The following is a 19,840-nucleotide window of genomic DNA, read 5'->3' as shown; positions in this document are numbered from 1 at the left end:
CAAGCCGGCGATTTAATATGCATAAATGTAGTGTTCGTGCCTGGGCCTCATATATTTGCTGCTGGAGCCAATCTTGACCCATAAATGGAAACGCAAAGCGGGCTTGTGGCTGATGGCACTTATGCTGTGCGGCCAAGCCCACAGTGAGAATGGCGGCAAGCATATTATCGCGGCGGGCCAGCTTGTTTCATTGTTCAATCAACCTGGCACCCTGGACGCCGAAGGTAGGCCCGACAATGGCGTTTACCATAATCTTCTTAGCCAAATCTTGCTGGAAACTGGCTTAGCCGCACAGTACGAAATTATTGTTATGCCCATGGCAAGGGCCAAGCTGGGCTTCGTGCAGGGTAAATTTGCCTGCTATAGTCCCGGTGAAGATACCTTCGATGAATTAAAGCCGGCACTTGCCCAAATGGATTACCTCAGCAGTGCTCCCATTAATCAGGCATTGGTGCGTGTGGTGTCAAAACCGGGCACACCGGTTGCCAGCCGCGTTGAAGATATTAGTCAGCAAGACGCCATCGGCATTATACGGGGCGGCCCCACCAATGAGACCATTAAGGCGATGATGGCTCGTGCCGGTGAGATCTACTACGTGGACTCGGAAGAGCAGAATATAAAAATGCTGCAACTAAGCAGGATCAGGAAGGCGCTTATATTCTATCCGGATGTGATCAGAGCTTACCGGTCATTGGGCCTCGAACGACATTTCCCTTACGACCCGGCGTTTGCGCCATTGGTGATAAACGACAATATTATTTGTCACCCACTGCACCAAGCCGCTTTTGACAAGATCAACGAGAAGCTGGTTGAAATGCGAGAGGACGGTCGGCTGCGTACCCTGCTGCAGGAAATCTATTTTTTTGAAACTTTAGACTGACCTGGCATTGCAGTGGATTTTGCAGCTGTGGATACCAACGCTTGCAAACACATTGGCTTCGGGTTATCGGTAAATCTGGGACTTAACTGCCGAAAGTCCAACTGACCAATCTGTCCGCTGCTAATCAGCTGAGTTAGATGTTTGGCGGTCTGTGTATGATTACTGACCGAAACTGCAAGCTGTTGCTTGTAGTGGTTATCCAACGCATACCGCCCACTATGGTGACTGTCCAGCAACACCAACGCAAAGGCACCTAACAACATATGCCCACCGTAGCTGATATAGTTTGCTGGCGCATAGTCAGGTGTGGGATCCCAGTTAATGCCAGCAAAAAAGATTTCAGTCCCCATATTAAGTCCTGCATCTTTAGCGGCATGCATCGCTCCATAGGCGATCGCATCATTGGCAGCCCACACCATATCCACCCTGCCAAACCGGCTAAAAAATGCAAAGGCCTTGGTATAGGCCTGCTCCTCAGACCAATGTGCATGCTCTTGATGTAGCAGGGTTAGATCACCTGAGAACTCTCTGAGCCCCCGAAGCAACCCATCAGCCCTTAACTGAGAAGACAGTGAACGCTGATCGCCATGTAAGGCCAGCAAAGTGGCTGGACGGGTCTTAACCAGCGCCATCATATCCTTCACCATACCATAGCCACTTGCCGCCAAATCGGCACTGAGCTCGCCTAGGTAGTAATTCAGGTTTGAGGTGTCGGTCGTTTTATCCAGACCATTGTTGAACAAGAAATAGTGGCGTTGTTGTTTTTCCAGGGCCGGTGTCAGTGCGTCCAAGACGCTATTTTCATTAACCAGTAGCAGATAATCGGCCGGCGATGCCATGGCCTTTTCCACCAAAGCAACCATCAATAATCTGTCGCGGTTGGCGTATTCAATTTGCAGCTCCACCCCCAAATCCTTGGCGGCTTCCTGCATAAAAGCACTGACCTGAGACCAAAAAGGTCCGGTCACACCAGGATCCTCACTACCGGGATTAACAAATATCACCCGCATCGGTGGTGACGCCCACACCAAAGACGGCAAGAATAGCAACACCAACAAAAACAACTTGGGGTCAGGTCTTGAAATTTGCAACGGCGCGACTCACGGTAGAGTAATGAACATCAAAGGCATCGGCTATCTGCTTCATCGTATAGGCCCCACTCAGATAAGCCTTTGCCATGTTTGCTTTGGCACTATTATCAGCCGCTACATATTCCTGCAAAGGTTTTGCCGGTGGTCGGCGCTGGGCAGCCGGCACCTCCGGCAGAATCTCATCAGCCACCCCTTGCTTATGCTGCTGTATAAAGTCTTTACTGCCGAGAAAGATTTGCGACTGTAGCTTGTCCCACACCTGCACGCCCACACCTTCAGCTACAAAGGCCTGATACTTCTTAATGGCTTTTTTAGTTTTTTTATGGAAATGCTCAAGTAAGGGTGTAGCCACCAACCATGGCTGCGGCTCCGCCTCCCCTATCATGGCCCGGTAGCTGCTCCAGGGCCACTCCTCAGGTGAATTTGCAAGGCCATTTGCACGCACCGGATTAAGCACAATATAGCGACTTAGCTCCAACAAATAGCTGTCTTTGTCTACCAGAATCGCTTTGAAACGCCCCTGAAACAGGTGACCAACCCGCTTATGAACCCGATTAAACTTTTGTGTATAGACCCCGTTCAATTGGCGCATTCCCCGGGACAAATTAGCCTCTGGTGTTTCCACCAGAAGATGATAGTGATTTGGCATCAGGCAGTAGGCATAGATACGCCAGTTAAACCGCTTACATACATCCTCAAGCAACTGAATAAATCTTTGATAATCGGCATCCTGCCGGTAAATAGCCTGCTGATCATTGCCCCTGGAGGTGACATGGTACAGCGCGCCAGGATACTCCACTCGTAAAGGACGACTCATTTATTCTCTCTTCTTGATCTAATGAGCTAAGCCTAGCTGGCACCCTAGTTTCTGCAAAATTCAAGACCTGACCCCAAAAGAAAAGATGACAATATTTTTTACCTCTTTATGCTTAGAGGAAACTATTAATATTTATAAATCAATTATCTGCGTGATTGCTTTAGATGTGTTTCTTCTGTGAGGTTGGTTTGACAACACCGAGACTGGTGCTTAACTGAGCTATCGGTGTCTGCCCTTGGATTAAGAAAAAAGGAGAGAAAATGGCCGCCCTACCCTACGCCCAGTTCCCTGGCAGTGTGATTGCACAGCCTCCGTGCAGAATGCTTAATGCCAATATGTACGGTTTCTTTATCAAAGGCTGCAGCAGCACCATTCAAACCTTTCTCGATGACACCATCGGTCAGGTTAATGGCTTGAACTTCAAGGCTATTTCGCCCTATTGCATGCTGACCTTTACCGATATCGAAAACATCAAACCCACTACTGAGCCTTGGGCAGATCAGGGCTATTTCCAGGAAACCGATGTGATTGTCTGGATCCCGGTGGCACGTATGGACGGTGACGATATCGAACACCTGTATTGGTATCCCGCCTTTATCTGCGTGAATAACGTCTACGCCCTAATTAACGGGCGTGAAACCTGGGGATTTAATAAATACCTTTGCGACTACCAGATGCCAGCCATCGGCGGTGAACCCAACTTTTTCAATATCACTTTGGATGCATTCCAACGCTACTCGCCGGATACCAAGATGGCGCCTTGTGAGCTTTTTAACGTCAAACTGGTCAAAAAGGACCGCGAAAGCCCGATTAAAAACTTTTTTGATTTGGTCAAAGAGGGACTGGATCTGTTGGAAGACATGGATGTGAACTTCTTCGATATGGAGTTTTCTTTTTTCAAGCAGATGCTAGGCGGCCTGTTCAGGCCACAAGTAGACCAATTACTGTTTAAACAGCTGCCCAATGGCGATGCCACACAGGCCCTTTACCAGAATGTGTTGCACTCCCCTTCGGTGGTGCAAAAGGTGCACTCGGGCTGCATCTACTTCCACGAATTTGCCTTTACCCTAAATCAGGTCGATATGTTCCCGCTGGACAAGATGTTCGGTATCCCTCTGGGATATCAACGCCCTTTACTCCCTTTCAACATCCTGTTTGATTTTAATCAGGAAGCCGCTCTCGACATTAAATAAGGACAGCGCATGAGCAAGAAACAAAAAATCGCCATATTGGGCGGCGGTGTTGGCGCCATGACCAGCGCTTTTTATCTGACCGATCAGAAAGATTGGCAGCTGAAGTACGATATTACCGTCTACCAATTGGGTTGGCGGTTAGGAGGAAAAGGTGCCAGCGGTCGTAACCCTGACTATGCCGAGCGCATCCAGGAACACGGCCTGCATATCTGGTTTGGCTTCTATGACAATGCCTTTCATACCATTAAAAAAGCGTACCAGCTGTTGGACAGACCTCAGGGTGATCCCATGCGCACCTGGCAGGATGCCTTTAAACCCCATAGCTATATTGTGCTGCAGGAATACATCGACAAGCAGTGGAAAACCTGGCCTATCGATTTTCCCACCAACAAGCTGGTGCCCGGACAGATAGATGATGAGCTGGATATCTGGGATCTGTTTCGCACGGCCTTTATGTGGATAAAACGGGGCATTACTGATTTACGTCAGGAAGCCAAGCTCCACCGCCATAATCGGCTCCCGACCCAAGAGCACGAGGAAGATGAGTCCTGGCTTGAGCGGGTTGCCAACAAAATTCGCGTGGAAGCCAGGGAATTGGTGGATGATGTTAAAGATACCGCCGAACATTTGGAATCCTTCCTTAAAGCCTTACCCAAACAACTCTCAAAGCGTGATAAAGACGACCATCACGCCATACACCGTTTGCTTAAGAAACTACGCCAGTGGCTTAACCAGGAATTCTGTGAATGGTTGGATGACAACGATGATATCCGCCGGCTGTTTATTTCGCTGGACCTGGGCCTGACCGTTCTGATCGGCATGATTGAAGACGATGTCTTCGAGCATGGCTTTGACGTGATTAATGACAAGGACTACCGGCAGTGGCTGACCGATCACAGTGCCAACGTGAAGTACACGGTCAATTCAGCGCCAGTGCGCGGTTTTTACGATTTGGTGTTCGCCTATGAAGACGGCGATTTTAATAAGCCCAATGTGGAAGCTGGCACCATCATTCGCTGCATGATGCGCATTGCCTTTAATTACAAGGGCGCGGTCATGTGGAAGATGCAGGCCGGTATGGGCGATACCATCTTTACTCCCTTTTATCAGGCGCTTAAGGCGCGCGGGGTAAAATTTGAATTTTTCCACAAGGTTGAGGAGCTGACAGCCCACAACGGCATAGTGGATAGCATTAAGATGACCCAGCAAGTGGCTCTCAAAGAAGGACTAAGTGGCTACAATCCACTAGTGCCCGTGCCGGTTAAAGGCTATGACATTCCGATTGACTGCTGGCCGGACAGACCCAATTACGAGCAACTGGACCCCGCTCAAGCTGATTTACTCAAAGCCAACAATATCAACCTGGAATCTTTTTGGACAAATTGGCCGCAGATTTATCAAAACCATTTCCACAAGCCACTACCGCAGAAGACCTTGCGACAGGGCGAGGACTTTGATCTGGTGGTATTTGGCATTTCCATTGGCTCTTTGCCTTATCTGTGCGAAGACCTGCTGGCGCAAAGCCCGGGGCTCAAACGCATGAGCGACAGGGTAAAAACCGTGGTTACCCAGGCTTATCAGGTATGGAGTGATAAGAGCTTGTCCGAATTGGGCTGGTGCTGTATGCCGCCAAGTGGCGAAGAACCGGTATTAAGCGGGTTTGTAGAGCCCTTTGATACTTGGGCGTCGATGGATCAACTGCTGGATAAAGAGACCTGGCCGGCCAGCTTGGAGCCTAAAAATGTGGCCTATTTTTGTAGCGCCATGCCGATGAAAGACTTCCCGCCACCGGCCGACTTTGCCTTCCCTGAGCGTTGCTATGAGCAGGTAAAACAAAATGCCATCAGCAATCTGACGGGCGCCATCTACAATTTGTGGCCCAAGGTAGCCGGGGAAGGCCAATTTGATTGGTCCATTTTGATCGATCCCAATGGGCAAACAGGACAAGGCAGATTTGACAGCCAGTATTGGCGAGCCAATATTGATCCTTCCGAGCATTATGTTTTGTCAGTGGTTAATAGCAGCGAAACCCGTTTGGACACCCATGAAGCAGGCTTCGATAATCTGTATATTACCGGTGATTGGATCAAAACGGGTCTCAATGCAGGTTGTGTGGAAGCAGCTACCATGGCGGGCATGCAAACCTCCAGGGCAATTAGCGGATATCCACAACGCATCGCTGGTGAGAAGGACTTTTAATAACCGGTTAAATGGGATAGATTTCGCGATCTTTAGATTGAAATTCTAAGAAAATAGCGGCAAAAACCATAGTTGCAAGGATGCGCATTGCACTCTAATAATAAGGCTAAAAATGCACATACCGCGATTTTGTCTGTGTCTGGTTTCACTGCCTCTGTATCAACCATTGACGGTACAGGCTGCCGACTCGGATAGTGTTGAAGTTATCCGGGTTAATGCACAAAAACATCAACAATCACTGGACGATGTCGCTTTGTCTGTTCGCTATCTGGACGGCGAATCGTTGGCTGAGCAGAATATCAAAGACACGACGGAGTTGTCGGGACAAACGGTTAATTTCAAGATCACCCAAAACGCTGCCGAAGGCACACCGCCGGCCCTTAATATCCGTGGCGTAGGCAGCCTGGACTACAACACCTCCACCACCTCACCCATCGGCCTTTATCAGGACGGTGTGGCACCTGGCTCTGCCAATGGCCTGATCCTGAATTTATACGATCTGGAGAGCGTTGAAATCCTGCGTGGTCCTCAAGGCACCCTGTTTGGTCGTAATACCACCGGCGGCGCCATTCTGATTAACAGCAAACGCCCGGAGCATGACTTTGGTGGCTATATCAATGCCGGGGTCGGCGAACAAAACTTGTTGAAGTTCGACGGGGCGGTGAATCTTCCTGTTAACGAGCATATTGCCACCCGCCTGGCCGTTAGCCACCGTGACTACGATTACTCCGTTAACAACTTATATGCCCCTGCACCACAGGCTGATATGCGTCAAACCCAAGCTCGCTGGTCAATATTGGCCGACTATGATGACCTGGAAGTGTTCGCCAAAGTATATTGGGGACAATGGGATGGCATTGTGAAGCCGGTGGGTAATATTGGCGTAATTAAAACACCAGCCAACCCGGTGACTGGGCAAGCCGCAGTGCTTTGCACTCCCGCAGAAGCAGGTTCTGCCCTGTGTACTGACGCCTTTGGCTTTAATGACGGCTCAGATAATTTCTACGACGTGGCGGTGAATAACAATATCAATAACAACAGCCCACACACCTCCGATACGCTGGGAGCCGATATCAATCTACGCTATCGCCTCGATGATAAATCCGAACTTTATTCCGTCACCGGCTATAGCGAGCTGGACCGCGTACATTTCTTTAATAGCGACGGCAGTCCTGCGGGCCTTGCCGAAGGCGGTCAGGATCTGTATTCAGACCTGTTCAGTCAGGAGTTTCGCTACCACCGTCAGTTTGATGATGCCTACCTTATCGCCGGCGTCTTTTACCTCAGAGAATCCCTCACGCAGGACAACTTTATTGACCTGTTCAGGGATTTTCGCAGCGCCCCCGAGCTCTTCAGCTTTGCCGCGCAGTTTATGTATGACAACGAAATTGACACAAAAGCCAATGCCGCCTTTGCGCATTTGGATTATGAGTTAAGTGAGGCCACCACCTTGTCGGTAGGGCTTCGCTACTCCGATGAGGAAACCCGCTATCGCGCTATTGGCACCATAAATGTGGCCACTGCGGTGGGTGATCAAACCGGTATAAACGTTCCAGGCTGGAATGAGCCCGGCGTGGTAAGTGACAGCAATTGGTCGGGAAAAGTGGCGATAAACCATATTTGGCACCCCTCGCTGAATACTTATGCCAGTTTTTCCCGAGGCTTTAAGAGCGGTGGTTATAACGGCGCCATTATCACCAGCCAGGCAGAAGCGGCACGGAATGACTATGGCAGCGAATCACTTAATGCTTTTGAAGTAGGCGGCAGAGCCTATTGGGATAAGCGCAACGCCATGCTGCAATTTGCCCTCTTTAACTACGCCTATCAGGACCAACAGGTCTTTATGAATCAGGCTGCAGTCAACCCTAATGCGCCTCCCATTCAGTTGCTGGATAACGTCGGCCGTTCGCGCATTTACGGCGCAGAAGCTGAAATGTCATGGCAGCTTAGCGAGGCTTTCAGAAGCCAGTTAGGCATAGGTTACCTGCCCAAAGCCGAACTGAAAGAGTTTGTCGATGCCGGCGGCAATCGCATCATCGATAACCGCCTGCCATTTACCTCAAAATGGAATGGTAACGGCTTTTTTGACTATGTATTGCCGCTGTCAGACGGCGAACTGCAACTGCAGTTGAATTTTGACTATCAATCGGCTTTTTACTTTGACCAGAACGAAAACCCCTATGCCAGGCAAGGCGGCTATACCCTCTGGAACGCTCGCATAGCTTATGAGTTTGAGGACTGGACTTTGGCCTTATGGGGCAAAAACATCACCGACAAAGAATATAGTCATCTGCGCTTTGATTTGATGGGATTACTTGGCATGCTACAGGACTTTAAAGGCGAAGCCAGGCAGCTGGGGGTAGAGGTAAATTACCGTTTCTAGTGTGGCCAAGCCAACTGAACAAAAATGCCAAATGAATGGCTTACACTGCTTATCGGGAACAAGCTGTGCACAAAAATAATTGGATGATCAGATACCTAATACTCTTGCCACTACTGATAGTGGTTTCACTTCGGTGTATCGCTGCCGAAGTCCCTGCATTCAAGCTAAGTGAAGTGGATAGGGTTAATCTGGCGGACCAAATAGAATATTACGCCTTCCCCCAAGGACAACTTCCCGACAGCGCGGCAGCCTTGCCGGTTTGGCTTGATTCGCTGCATCCCCACGGCACCACCAACCATTTCGGCGACCGCTACGTTGCCGTATTCAGCCTGCATAACGATACGGACGAATCCTTCTGGTATATCTATCCCTATGGTTCGGTGGTAGACAGCATTCGCATCAAAAGCTTTGCCATACAAAGCACTCAAGAAGTGCTCTCTGGTTATCGTCATGCTAACAGCCTGGATTTTCACTATGGAGGCGAGATTAAACTCGCCCCAGGCGCCACAGAAACCCTGGTGATACTCTTTGAAAGCGACTATTTCTTCGCACCTATTAAAGTCCTGGTAGGCCCAAGTGAAGGCATGCAGGACCACCTCAGTCATGAAAATCTGATCATGCTGATAAGCCTTGGCATTTGTCTGGCTTTAGGTATCTATAACTTCTTTATCTTTCTCGGTAGTGGCGAGCGTCTCTATCTTTACTACGCCTTGGCCACCCTCAGTTTTTTATGGGGATGGAGCCATGTGTTTGGCGTTCCTGAATACCTTTTCCATAGCCACTTCCCGATGTTTCTGATGCCGCCTTACTTGCTTGGCGCCATCTTCACCTGTTTATTTGCCATTGAATTCTTACAACTTCAAAGACGCTCCCCACGCATCACCAAAATACTGAAAGGCAATGTGTTGTTCTGTGCTGTTGGCGCCCCTATTGCGGCTTTCAACCCGGCAGCGGGTCTGTTGCTGGCGACAGTGGGTACCAGTGTGATCCTGATCCTCGGGCTTTACGCAGGTATCCTCTCCTGGCGCAGGGGATTTAGACCAGCCCGCTACTTTGTGTTGGCCTTTGCCTCGGTAGTGCTACCGAATATGGTGGGTAATTTGATGAATCTGGGCTTATTGCCCGGCTTGAATGTGAATATTTACTTACTGGGGCTGTTAGGAAATACAGCAGATAGCTTGTTGTTGGCCTTTGCACTGGCGGAAAAAGTCAGGTTGATTAACTTCAAAAATAAACAGTTGGCAGAGGAATTAGAAAAGAAAGTCGTTGCCCTCAACGAGCTAAATACCAACCTGGAGCGTAAAGTCGAGGAGCGTACCGCAGACCTGCATGTCAGCCTGATTGAGCAGCAAGCTATTCTCGACAATGCCATGACGGGTATTGCCTTTATCCGCGATGGCAAAATCCTGCGCTGCAACAATGGCTTTGAACAAATATTTGGATATCGCCAGGAAGAATTGGAGGGGCGATCGACACTGATCATTCATGAGTCTGAGGCTGATTTTGAACGCAATCGTCAGGAAGCCTATGAACAAATTTTCCAGGGCGAGCCCTACCATGCAGACCTTAAGTTAAGACATAAAGATGGTCACCTTCTATGGTGTGAAGTCAAAGCTAAACTGCTCGGCCCAGATGAAAGCGCCAAAAGTCTGGTATTAGTGGCCCAGGATATTTCCGATAGAAAAACCGCAGAAAAAGCTCTGGTAGAGGCCAAAGCCAAGGCCGAAGAAGCCACCGAAGCCAAATCATCTTTCTTGGCCAAAATGAGCCATGAAATTCGCACCCCCATTAACGCGGTGATTGGTCTTAGTCGCCTGGCCACCAAAACGCCCTTAAACAAAGAACAGCAGGATTACTTGCAAAAAATACAGGAATCGGGGGAGGTATTGCTGGGACTGGTCAACGATATCCTTGATGTTTCCAAGGTAGAAGCCAATAAACTGCGCTTGGAGATGACCCAGTTTTCTATTGCCAGGCTGGTGCAACGGGCAGTCAATATCAATGCTCTTAAGGCCCATGGCAAGGGCATCGAAATTGTCACGGATTTGGAAACCAGTATTCCTACCAACCTGATTGGCGACCCCCTGCGCATCCAACAGATACTGGTCAACCTGATTAGCAATGCAGTGAAATTTACCGATCACGGGGTGGTCTGCATTAAAGCCAGAAGCCTGGAACAAGACGAAACCGATACCACCCTGGCGTTTAGCATCATTGACAGCGGCATCGGCATGAGTCCGGCGCAGCAGGCAAAACTCTTTCAGCCCTTTAGTCAGGCCGATGACTCCATGACCCGCAAGTACGGCGGTACAGGATTAGGCTTAACCATCTGCAAACAACTTTGTGAATTGATGGGCGGAAAAATCTGGGCAGAGAGTGAAATAGGACAAGGTTCCACCTTCCACTTTACTATCAAGGTCAAAAAATCAACCCATGCCCTGCCTATTATCAATTTGGATCGCAGCAAACTGGCCAAACTAAAAACCTTGGTGGTGGACGATATGCCGGTGGCCAGACGGGTGCTGGCAGAAATGCTCAGCGAATTAGGAATAGCTTGCGATCAAGCCAAAAATGGCGAGGAAGCCATCAGGTTAGTGAGCGCCGCTAGTGAAGACGGTAGCCCCTATGACTTGATCTTAATGGATTGGCGGATGCCGGGCCTGGATGGAATAGAAACCTCAAAGCGCATCAAAGCGCTGACCCTGTGCAACTCACCTCATATTCTGATGGTGTCGGCCTACGACCGTCAGGAGGCTCGCAGTCGAATCGACAGCAATATCATCCAACAGTTTTTGGAAAAGCCCATCAACCTCTCCATTCTGGTTGATGCCTTAATGGGTGTTATTGCCCAAGACCAGGAAAACTTGGGTTCCTCTGCAACAAAGTTGGAAAGTGTGCCGGATTTTTCTCGCTACCGTCTGCTATTGGTTGAGGATAACGCCATTAACCGCCAGGTTGCCGAAGGCTTTTTGAGAGATTCAGGGATTCAGGTAACCACGGCCGAAAACGGACTTGAGGCCTTAGAAAAATTACAGGAAGGTCAATTCGACATTATTCTGATGGATATTCAGATGCCGGAAATGGATGGCCTGACGGCCTCCAGGCTTATCCGCAATCAACTGATGCTGGATACCCCTGTCATTGCCATGACCGCTCACGTGATGGAAAGCGATGTGCAAAAGAGCCGGGATGCCGGCATGAATGATCATATGTGCAAACCCCTTGATCCAGACAGCTTGTTTAAGACCCTGAGTCATTACCTGAAGCCTGGCGAACCACTGCCACCCAGCATACCCGTTGCAAAAGAGCAAAGTCTGGACATTGAGCGCTTTAAAGAAGTGGAAGAACTGGACGCCAAAAAAGCGCTGCGTAATCTCAGCGGTAAGCAGGAACTCTATATGAGTCTGCTTAGAGACTTTTTGGAAGAACATCGCCATACGCCGGAAAAATTTAGCGACCTGGCCAACAAAAAAGAATGGCCGACCTTATTCAGATATGTGCATACACTCAAATCTACCGCCCTGTACATTGGCGCCTTCTCGTTGTCCAAAGCCTGCGCCCGTCTTGAACAGCTGCTCGACGGCGGCAGCTTCCAAAAGGAGTTGCTTGAGGACATCAATGCCCGATTAACTCAATTAATCTCTGGGTTGGCTCGCGTATTTGGTGAAGTTGAAGTCAATCTAGAGATTGACATCAGCCCCTTGGCATTGATGCAAACATTGCAAAAAATGCTGCCATTGCTGCTACGCTCTGATCTATCGGCTGAAGACTATCTGCCACTGTTACAAAAATTAAGCGGCCTGAAAAGCTACGGACCCAGAGTCAACACCATGATCCAAAAAGTGCAGGATATTGAGTTTGAACAGGCAAGTCATATTGCCAACGAGTTGCTTGAAGAGCTTCAGAGGCAACATCATGAATAGCGCGTCTGTCTCTGTGGCACCTGGTCCGGCCCCCTTGCTGATGAGGTATGGGTGAACGCTTATGCCCATTTCCCATGACCAAGTCTCCGACCAGGTGATAAGTCGAACGCCCATCCCACCGGCATCTTCTTACCCACCACTGCAAGCCGTTAAGCCCCGGGTACTTATCATTGATGATGAAAAGGCGAATCTGAAAGTCCTCAGTGAAATCTTGCGTGAAGAGGTGGATATCGTTCTGGCTGCAAATGGGCCACAAGGGATCCGTAAGGCTACCGAATATCTGCCCGATTTGATTTTACTGGATGTGGTAATGCCGCAAATGGATGGCTTTGAGGTCATTGCCAAACTCAAACAGCACCAAGCAACCAGTGCTATTCCGGTGATTTTCATTACTGCGCTGGGCGACTCACGTCATGAAGAAAAAGGCCTGCTGCTTGGTGCCCGTGACTACATTCAGAAACCCTTTCATAGCACTATTGTGCTGGCTCGCATCCGTTTGCATCTGGAATTAGTGCAGCAACGTCGAATGCTGGAGCAACTGGCAAATATTGATCCACTCACCTCATTAGCTAATCGCCGTAAATTTGAAGAAATCCTCAACCGTGAGTGGCTGGCTGCCATCAGGGAAAAATCAGCGTTGTCCCTGGTGATGATCGATATCGATAACTTTAAACAGTTTAACGACAGCCATGGCCATGCCGTCGGCGATATCTTGTTGCAGGAAGTGGCCGCCGTGATTGCCGCTCAGCTCAGACGTCCAAAAGACCTGGTGGCCAGGTATGGTGGCGAAGAGTTTGTGGCGCTACTGTGTGCATCTGACCACGGAAGCAGTCGGGACATCATGGAGTCGTGTCGCCTCCATGTCGCGTCACTAATGTCACCCAGGCTACCGCAGGAGCCAGGGTTGTCGGTGACCATCAGTGTGGGGGGCTATACCTGCCAACCCAAGATGGGTGACAGAATAGAAGATGCGCTGAAAAAGGCAGATGAGTTGCTTTACCAGGCAAAACACCAGGGGAAAAACCAGGTGGTCTGGAATGGATAAGGATGTTTCAAATTATGGATACCAATCGCCCCGTCGCTTTGCTGGTTGACGACGAGAAAGCCAATCTCAGGCTTTTAAGTGAACTGTTACGGCAGGACATGGATATTGCCTTGGCCATTAGTGGCTATCAGGCGCTGGATAAAGCCTGCAAACTAAAACCGGATCTGATACTGCTTGATGTGGTCATGCCTGAACTGGACGGTTTCGAAACTCTCAAAGCGTTACAAACAAATGCCAGCACTAAAGATATTCCGGTTATTTTTGTCACCGGTCTGGACAGTGCTCATGATGAAGAAAAAGGCCTGCGCCTTGGGGCCAAAGATTATATCGCCAAACCCTTTTCGCCCGAGGTGGTAAAAGCCAGGGTCAATGCGCAGCTGGAAATCATCCACCAGCGCCAAAAATTGCAACAGGTTTCTCAGGAGCTGGCCTTAGCCGATGAAGCAAAAAGTCGCTTTTTGGCCAATATGAGTCATGAAATCCGCACGCCATTGACCACCGTTATTGGTTATGCCGAGGCCATTCTCGCCGGGGAATTCAGAGAAGATGAACAGCAACAGGCTCTTGCGGCTATCAGTCAAAACGGCAAGCATCTGCTGGAATTACTGAATGACATTCTGGATCTGGCCAAAATTGAAGACAACCGACTGGAAATTGAAAAGTTGCCAGTAGATCTGATGGGGATGCTGGAAGAAATTCGGGTGCTATTTGCTGATAAAGCCCTTAAAAAGGGGCTGGCATTTCAACTTTCGCCACAATTCCCATTGCCCTCACAAATCATCACCGATCCAACCAGATTAAAGCAGATTCTGGTGAATTTGGTCGGCAACGCGATCAAGTTTACCGAGAAGGGATTTGTGCAAATCCGCATCAGCTGCGAGCCGCGGACCCTGATTTTCGAGGTCAAAGACAGTGGCATAGGCATCGCCAAAGAGCAACAGACCTTGCTTTTTGATGCCTTCACACAAGCCGAAGCCTCAGTGAACCGCCTTCATGGCGGAACGGGACTGGGCTTAGCTATATCCAAAGACCTTGCGCTTAAACTGGGGGGCGACATCAGTCTGTTGAGCGAGAAGGGACAAGGCAGCTGTTTTATATTTCATATGAATCTGCACGAAGGTCCTGACAATCAGTGGCTAACAACTATCCCCCTTTCACCGCAAAAAATATCCCAACAACATGCAGGCAAAAGCAAGGTCAGCAAACTCAGTGGCAGAGTGTTGTTGGCCGATGATTACAATGAGGGCAGAGAGCTGGTTTGCCGAATGCTGCAAACCCTAGGCGTACAGGTAACGCAGGTTAGCGATGGGGCACAGCTATTGGAAAAATCCTTAGCCGAGCATTTTGATTTAATTCTGACCGATATTAATATGCCGGTGATGAATGGCGCTGAAGCACTGCGCTTATTGCGTTCAGCAGGCATTGATACACCGGTTATTGCGCTGACAGCCAATGCCATGACCCACGATGTGGAGAGCTATCTGCAACAAGGTTTTGCAGGGCATCTCGCCAAGCCCATAGTGCGGGATCACTTCTTCCGATTGATGCAACAATTTCTCTTGCCCGAAGAACAGGGCGAGAAGCCTCCTTTGCAGTCAAGTAAGGAAATGATCGCCCTTAAAGCCAGATTTATCAGCAGTCTGCCGGCAAGGTTGGACGCCATAAAACAAGCCATACAGCAACAGGATTTGCCACAATTACAGCAGGCCGCTCATACCCTTAAGGGCGCAGCGGCATTGTTTGAACAGGCCACACTGACACAGTTAGCCAAAAGCATGGAAAATGTGACAGACTTTAAGGCCGCTGGCGAGTTGTATGCTGCCCTGATGGCAGCCAGCAAGCAGTTACATTAGCGAGGTCGATGTGGACAAAAACCATTCCAGCTTCACGGTGTTGGTAGTCGATGATGACGCCGATGTGCGGGCATTTTTGCGCAGCACCCTGCGTAACTTATTTCAGTGTAATGTCATCGAATCCCACTCACCCGAGCAGGCTGTGTTGCTTTACGAGAAACAGCATATCGACTTGGTGTTTTTGGATATTCAGATGCCGGGCATGGACGGCTTGACCCTGCTACAAGAGTTAAGGGCACTGCATAAAAACATCAAAATTGTGATGATTAGCGCCCATGGCACCGCCGATAATGTAAAAAAAGCGGTCAGCGAAGGGGCTGTCGGATTTATCGTCAAGCCCTTTAATATGCAGCGTATCAAAGCGGTGGTGGAGAAATTTATTTAGCCGCGCCAGCCGCTTTAGCCAATTGCTCTCGTAGCGCCAGATCCTGCTTTACCTGCCAGCCCTGCAGGTTTTTCTCAAGCAAGTGAACCAACGCATCAATATGCTGCTCATCGGCATTCAGCGCATCAATATATTGATAGGCTTTTCCACCAGCCTCTAGAAAATAATCGCGGTTCTCTTGACCTATTTCTTCGATGGTCTCCAGGCAGTCGGCACTAAAGCCAGGACAAACAACCTGGACCGATTTCACCCCTTTGGACGGCAGCGCCTTTAGGGTTTCATCGGTATAAGGCTTGAGCCATTCTTCGCGACCAAATCGTGACTGAAAGGTGGTTATATACTGCCCTTCTGCCAGGCCCAGTTTGATGGCGACCAAGCGGCTGGTTTTGTGGCATTGGCAGTGATAGGGATCACCATTTAATAAGTACCGCTTAGGGATCCCATGGTAGGAAAACAGTAATTTGTCTGCCTTACCATGCTGCTGCCAATGGGCCTTTATCTTATCCACCAAGGCCTGGATATAGCCAGGATCGTCATGGTATTGCGTGATAAATCTGAGCTCGGGCATCCAACGGGTTTGTTTTAGCGTGTCAGACAATGCATCAAAGGTCGAAGCCGTAGTTGAGGCACAATACTGCGGGTACATGGGCAGCACTAATAGCTTACGCACACCTTTGCATAGCATTGCTTGCACCTTTGCTTCGATGCTGGGGTTGCCATAGCGCATGGCAAAATCCACTTCTATAGCATCCCCCCAATTTTCCACTAATCTTTTCCGAATCGCCTGGCATTGGGCTTGGGTATGGATAAGCAGTGGCGATCCTTGTTCTGTCCACACGCCAGCATAGGCTTTGGCCGAGCGACGGGGACGAATATTAAGGATAATGCCGTTAAGGATCAGCCACCACAGGGGTCGGGGAACTTCCACTACCCTGGGATCCCACAAAAACTCCTTTAGGTAACGACGCAACGCCTTGGGCGCAGGCGCATCAGGGGTGCCCAAATTGGTGATTAGCACCCCGATTTTATCGGCCTGGCTATGGCTGAATGTGTCATGGCTTCGATACTTCATTAACGACTCCCGAAAATCCCTATGTTCAGGGCTGATAATAGGTAGCGGCGCCCGGCCCTACCGGCATACCCAGCACGAATACCCAAAGGTAGAAGAGTAGGGTCCAGCCGACGAAAAAGATCATCGAATAGGGCAGCATGGTCGCCACCAGAGTGCCGATGCCGATATCTTTCTTATAGCGACTGGCCATGGCCAGGATCAGGCCGAAGTAGCTCATCATCGGAGTAATCAGGTTAGTGACCGAATCGCCGATGCGATAGGCGGCCTGGATCACCTCAGGGGCAAAGCCCACCAGCATCAACATAGGGACGAAGATAGGCGCGGTGACCGCCCACTGTGCCGAAGCGCTGCCAAGCGACAGGTTAACCACCCCACACATCAGGATAAAGAGCACAAAGACTTCAGGACCGTCCAATCCCAGCGCCTGCAATGTAGCAGCTCCCTTGACCGCCAGCACCGTGCCCAGATTGGTCCAATTGAAGAAGGCGACAAACTGGGCAGCAAAGAAGACCAAAACGATGTACATGCCCATGGTGCTCATACCCTTGGACATGGCGTTGACCACGTCCCGGTCAGAGCGCATGCGACCAACCAGTTTGCCGTAAACAAACCCGGGAATGGCAAAGCTGATAAAAATAAAGGCGACGATACCTTTGAGAAAGGGAGAGCCGGCCACTTCACCGGTTTGTGGATGGCGTAAGATTCCCCACTCCGGCACCACCGTCAGCGCCAGCAAGGCTGCCACAGTAGCAAATGCCAAACCCGCTCCTTTGAGCGCGCGCTTTTCGTCGCTGGTTAGCGGCTCCATCTGTTGTTTGTCCAGCTCGACAGAAGCCTCAGAGGGATCATATTGGCCAAGTCTGGGCTCAACAATTTTTTCCGTGACCCAGGCCCCCAAAATGGCAATCAGGAAGGTACTGATAAACATGAAGTACCAGTTCACTTCCGGGCCCACAGCGTATTCGGGGTCGATCATATGGGCTGCCGCTTCGGTGATCCCGGATAAAAGCGGATCTACGGTACCCAATAACAGGTTGGCACTGTATCCCCCCGATACCCCGGCAAAAGCCGCGGCCAGGCCGGCCAACGGATGACGCCCAAGGGAATGGAAGATCATGGCTGCAAGCGGGATAAGCACCACATAGCCAAGTTCAGCGGCGGTATTGGACACCACGCCGGCAAATACCACAGTCACCGTTACCATGCGAGGGGAGGCATTCATCACCAACCCACGCATCGCCGCCGATAGTAATCCCGAATGCTCTGCAATGGAGACACCTAAAAGCGCCACCAGTACGGTGCCCAAAGGCGCAAAACCGGTAAAGTTAGTCACCAGCCCGGTGACAATGCGCTGCAACCCTTCGGCACTTACCAGGGAAATGACCTCGATAATGCCGTCAGCTTCACGACCGGCAGCTCCAACGGGCCTGGGATCAGCCACACTGACCTCAAAATACCCCAACACGCCACTTAACAGCACAATAAACAGCGCGAAGCAGGCAAACAGGGTAATGGGATGGGGTAACAGATTACCCAGCCACTCAACAGTGGCCAGAAAACGATTGAACCAGCCCTTAGACTGAGGAAGGTCCAGATTATCCTTGGTGTCTTCTGCCAGCAAAACAATACCTCACAATTAAAACCCGCCGTCAGGCGAAAAACGCTTGGCAGTTTACCCGAAGACTAAGGTTAAAGTCAGGTTTCCGCGCTATTCACTAATGAGCGAAAATAAAGCGCTATTTCTTCTTGCAGTATTTTACCGTTTCTAAGCAGGCCATCATCAGATGATACATGGAGGTGGCCGGTGCCGGTTGTTCAACAGGTCTGTTTTCGTTGTCCAACCGCTCGATATACCAGCCCGGAATTTGCGTACCCAAGTGGCATCGAAACAGTGCTTCGATGGCCTCAGCAGCCGCCTGCTCGGCCTGCAGGTTACCGGCTTTGGCTTGCGCCAGATGTGCTTTGATAAGCTCAGTCACCGTCCACAGCCGTTTGCTGACTTTGAGTACCTGGCCCGTGGCGTTGATTTCATCGAACAGCAGTCCACACTCGTTGTCCATCCCCAATCTCAGGCCTGTTGCATATAACGCATTGCAATAACCATCCAGAGGTTCACCGCTAAAACGTTCATATTCACGCAGCAGCCACACCCATTCCATCAGGTGCCCTGGCTCAACTACTTCACCTTCTGCGCTTTGGGCCTTGTTTAGCGCTGCATCGAAATACTCGTATAACACGCCTTTTTCGGCCTCAAAAAAATGGCGTTTAAACAAGACCAGTATATTGGCGGCTCTTTTTAGCCAAACCTTTTCACCACTTGCCTCATACCAGGCTAAAAAAGCTTCAAACAGGTGCATATGGGGATTTTGCCGCCTGATTGGCGAGGAGTAATCGCCTTCCAAATAACCGCCACTGTCGGCGGCAAATTGGTTGTCCAGTAACGCCATCAGTGCGGTTGCTCTTGCGCTCGCCTTAGGATCAGCAAACACCTTGTACTGATAAGCCCAGGCTAACAGGAAGAACGCACAATCGTAGGTATCAAGCTTGCTATCTACTGGCTGGTGCTGACTATTCAGTTTAAAGACATAGGCGCCAGGTAACGCCGGATGGCCCGCATAACGGTCAAGATAATCCTGTATCCCTTCCACCAACTCCCGGCCTTGTGTAAGCCAGCCTTGTTCTGCGGCGGCGGCGAACACAAACATCTGCCGTCCTTGTACCCGGGTGCGCCGATCTACGTCTTTATCCGCCTCTCCCGTGGCTAGCATGGTTTCAAAACAGCCGCCGCTGACGGTATCGACGCCTTTAGCTGCCCACAGGGGTAATGCCTGCTCAAGCATCCATCTTTCAAATCGTGCGCTTTGTTCACGCAACTCGCTGTTAATCAGCAATTGGCCACCTGGTCACTCAAATTTATACCAGAGAGATCATAACCTTTAGGCTGTGTGGCGAAAAGCGGCCATTAAGGTGGTTGTGTTAGCTGTTAAAAGCCGCTCTTT

13 protein-coding genes are annotated in these 19,840 nt (G+C 49.9%); 8 read left to right on the top strand and 5 right to left on the bottom strand.

Annotated elements, in window-relative coordinates; all coding sequences use genetic code 11:
* Nucleotides 1-73 precede the first annotated feature (73 nt).
* On the top strand, nt 74-880 hold the full coding sequence (locus P2G88_RS00440) for a hypothetical protein (protein ID WP_275793600.1): 807 nt from the start codon (nt 74-76) through the stop codon (nt 878-880).
* Here the strand turns inward: P2G88_RS00440 and P2G88_RS00435 are convergent.
* Both P2G88_RS00435 and P2G88_RS00430 read right to left on the bottom strand, forming a co-directional pair.
* Nucleotides 856-1,971 carry an ABC transporter substrate-binding protein gene (locus tag P2G88_RS00435; RefSeq protein WP_275793599.1) on the bottom strand — a complete coding sequence of 372 codons (1,116 nt, stop codon included), beginning with the start codon at nt 1,969-1,971 and terminating at the stop codon, nt 856-858. The genes P2G88_RS00440 and P2G88_RS00435 overlap by 25 nt on opposite strands.
* Entirely contained in the window at nt 1,952-2,788 is an 837-nt protein-coding gene (locus P2G88_RS00430) for a transposase (protein ID WP_275793597.1), read from the bottom strand. Before P2G88_RS00430 ends, P2G88_RS00435 begins: the two co-directional genes overlap by 20 nt.
* A 260-nt stretch (nt 2,789-3,048) precedes the next feature.
* On the opposite strand from P2G88_RS00430, the gene P2G88_RS00425 reads away from it, so the two are divergent.
* The 7 genes from P2G88_RS00425 to P2G88_RS00395 all read left to right on the top strand — a co-directional run bounded on the left by P2G88_RS00425 (nt 3,049) and on the right by P2G88_RS00395 (nt 15,769).
* Entirely contained in the window at nt 3,049-3,981 is a 933-nt protein-coding gene (locus tag P2G88_RS00425; RefSeq protein WP_275793596.1) for an acetoacetate decarboxylase, read from the top strand.
* 9 nt (nt 3,982-3,990) lie between these two features.
* Nucleotides 3,991-6,180, top strand: coding sequence for an NAD(P)-binding protein (locus P2G88_RS00420; RefSeq protein WP_275793595.1), 2,190 nt, complete (start codon nt 3,991-3,993; stop codon nt 6,178-6,180).
* 112 nt (nt 6,181-6,292) lie between these two features.
* A complete protein-coding gene (locus tag P2G88_RS00415; protein ID WP_275793594.1) occupies nt 6,293-8,563 on the top strand; it encodes a TonB-dependent receptor in 2,271 nt (756 codons plus the stop codon).
* A gap of 83 nt (nt 8,564-8,646) precedes the next feature.
* Nucleotides 8,647-12,486, top strand: coding sequence for a response regulator (locus P2G88_RS00410; RefSeq protein WP_275793592.1), 3,840 nt, complete (start codon nt 8,647-8,649; stop codon nt 12,484-12,486).
* A gap of 61 nt (nt 12,487-12,547) precedes the next feature.
* Complete coding sequence (locus P2G88_RS00405; RefSeq protein ID WP_275793591.1) at nt 12,548-13,531, top strand: diguanylate cyclase; 984 nt, start codon at nt 12,548-12,550, stop codon at nt 13,529-13,531.
* A 14-nt stretch (nt 13,532-13,545) separates the two neighbouring features.
* Entirely contained in the window at nt 13,546-15,384 is a 1,839-nt protein-coding gene (locus tag P2G88_RS00400; RefSeq protein ID WP_275793590.1) for a response regulator, read from the top strand.
* A gap of 10 nt (nt 15,385-15,394) precedes the next feature.
* A complete protein-coding gene (locus P2G88_RS00395; RefSeq protein ID WP_275793588.1) occupies nt 15,395-15,769 on the top strand; it encodes a response regulator in 375 nt (124 codons plus the stop codon).
* On the opposite strand, the gene hemH is transcribed toward P2G88_RS00395, so the two are convergent.
* The 3 genes from hemH to P2G88_RS00380 form a co-directional block, all read right to left on the bottom strand.
* A complete protein-coding gene (hemH, locus tag P2G88_RS00390) occupies nt 15,762-16,841 on the bottom strand; it encodes a ferrochelatase (protein ID WP_275793587.1) in 1,080 nt (359 codons plus the stop codon). The genes P2G88_RS00395 and hemH overlap by 8 nt on opposite strands.
* Before the next feature lie 25 nt (nt 16,842-16,866).
* Complete coding sequence (locus P2G88_RS00385) at nt 16,867-18,462, bottom strand: AbgT family transporter (protein WP_275793586.1); 1,596 nt, start codon at nt 18,460-18,462, stop codon at nt 16,867-16,869.
* Between the two features lie 115 nt (nt 18,463-18,577).
* On the bottom strand, nt 18,578-19,732 hold the full coding sequence (locus tag P2G88_RS00380; RefSeq protein ID WP_275793584.1) for an AGE family epimerase/isomerase: 1,155 nt from the start codon (nt 19,730-19,732) through the stop codon (nt 18,578-18,580).
* Nucleotides 19,733-19,840 lie beyond the last annotated feature (108 nt).

The organism is Aliiglaciecola sp. CAU 1673, assembly GCF_029223185.1.
In the GTDB taxonomy this organism is placed as follows: domain Bacteria; phylum Pseudomonadota; class Gammaproteobacteria; order Enterobacterales; family Alteromonadaceae; genus Bowmanella.
The sequence above is the reverse complement of the archived record's forward strand: the minus strand, read 5'-3'. Positions and strand labels throughout refer to the sequence as shown.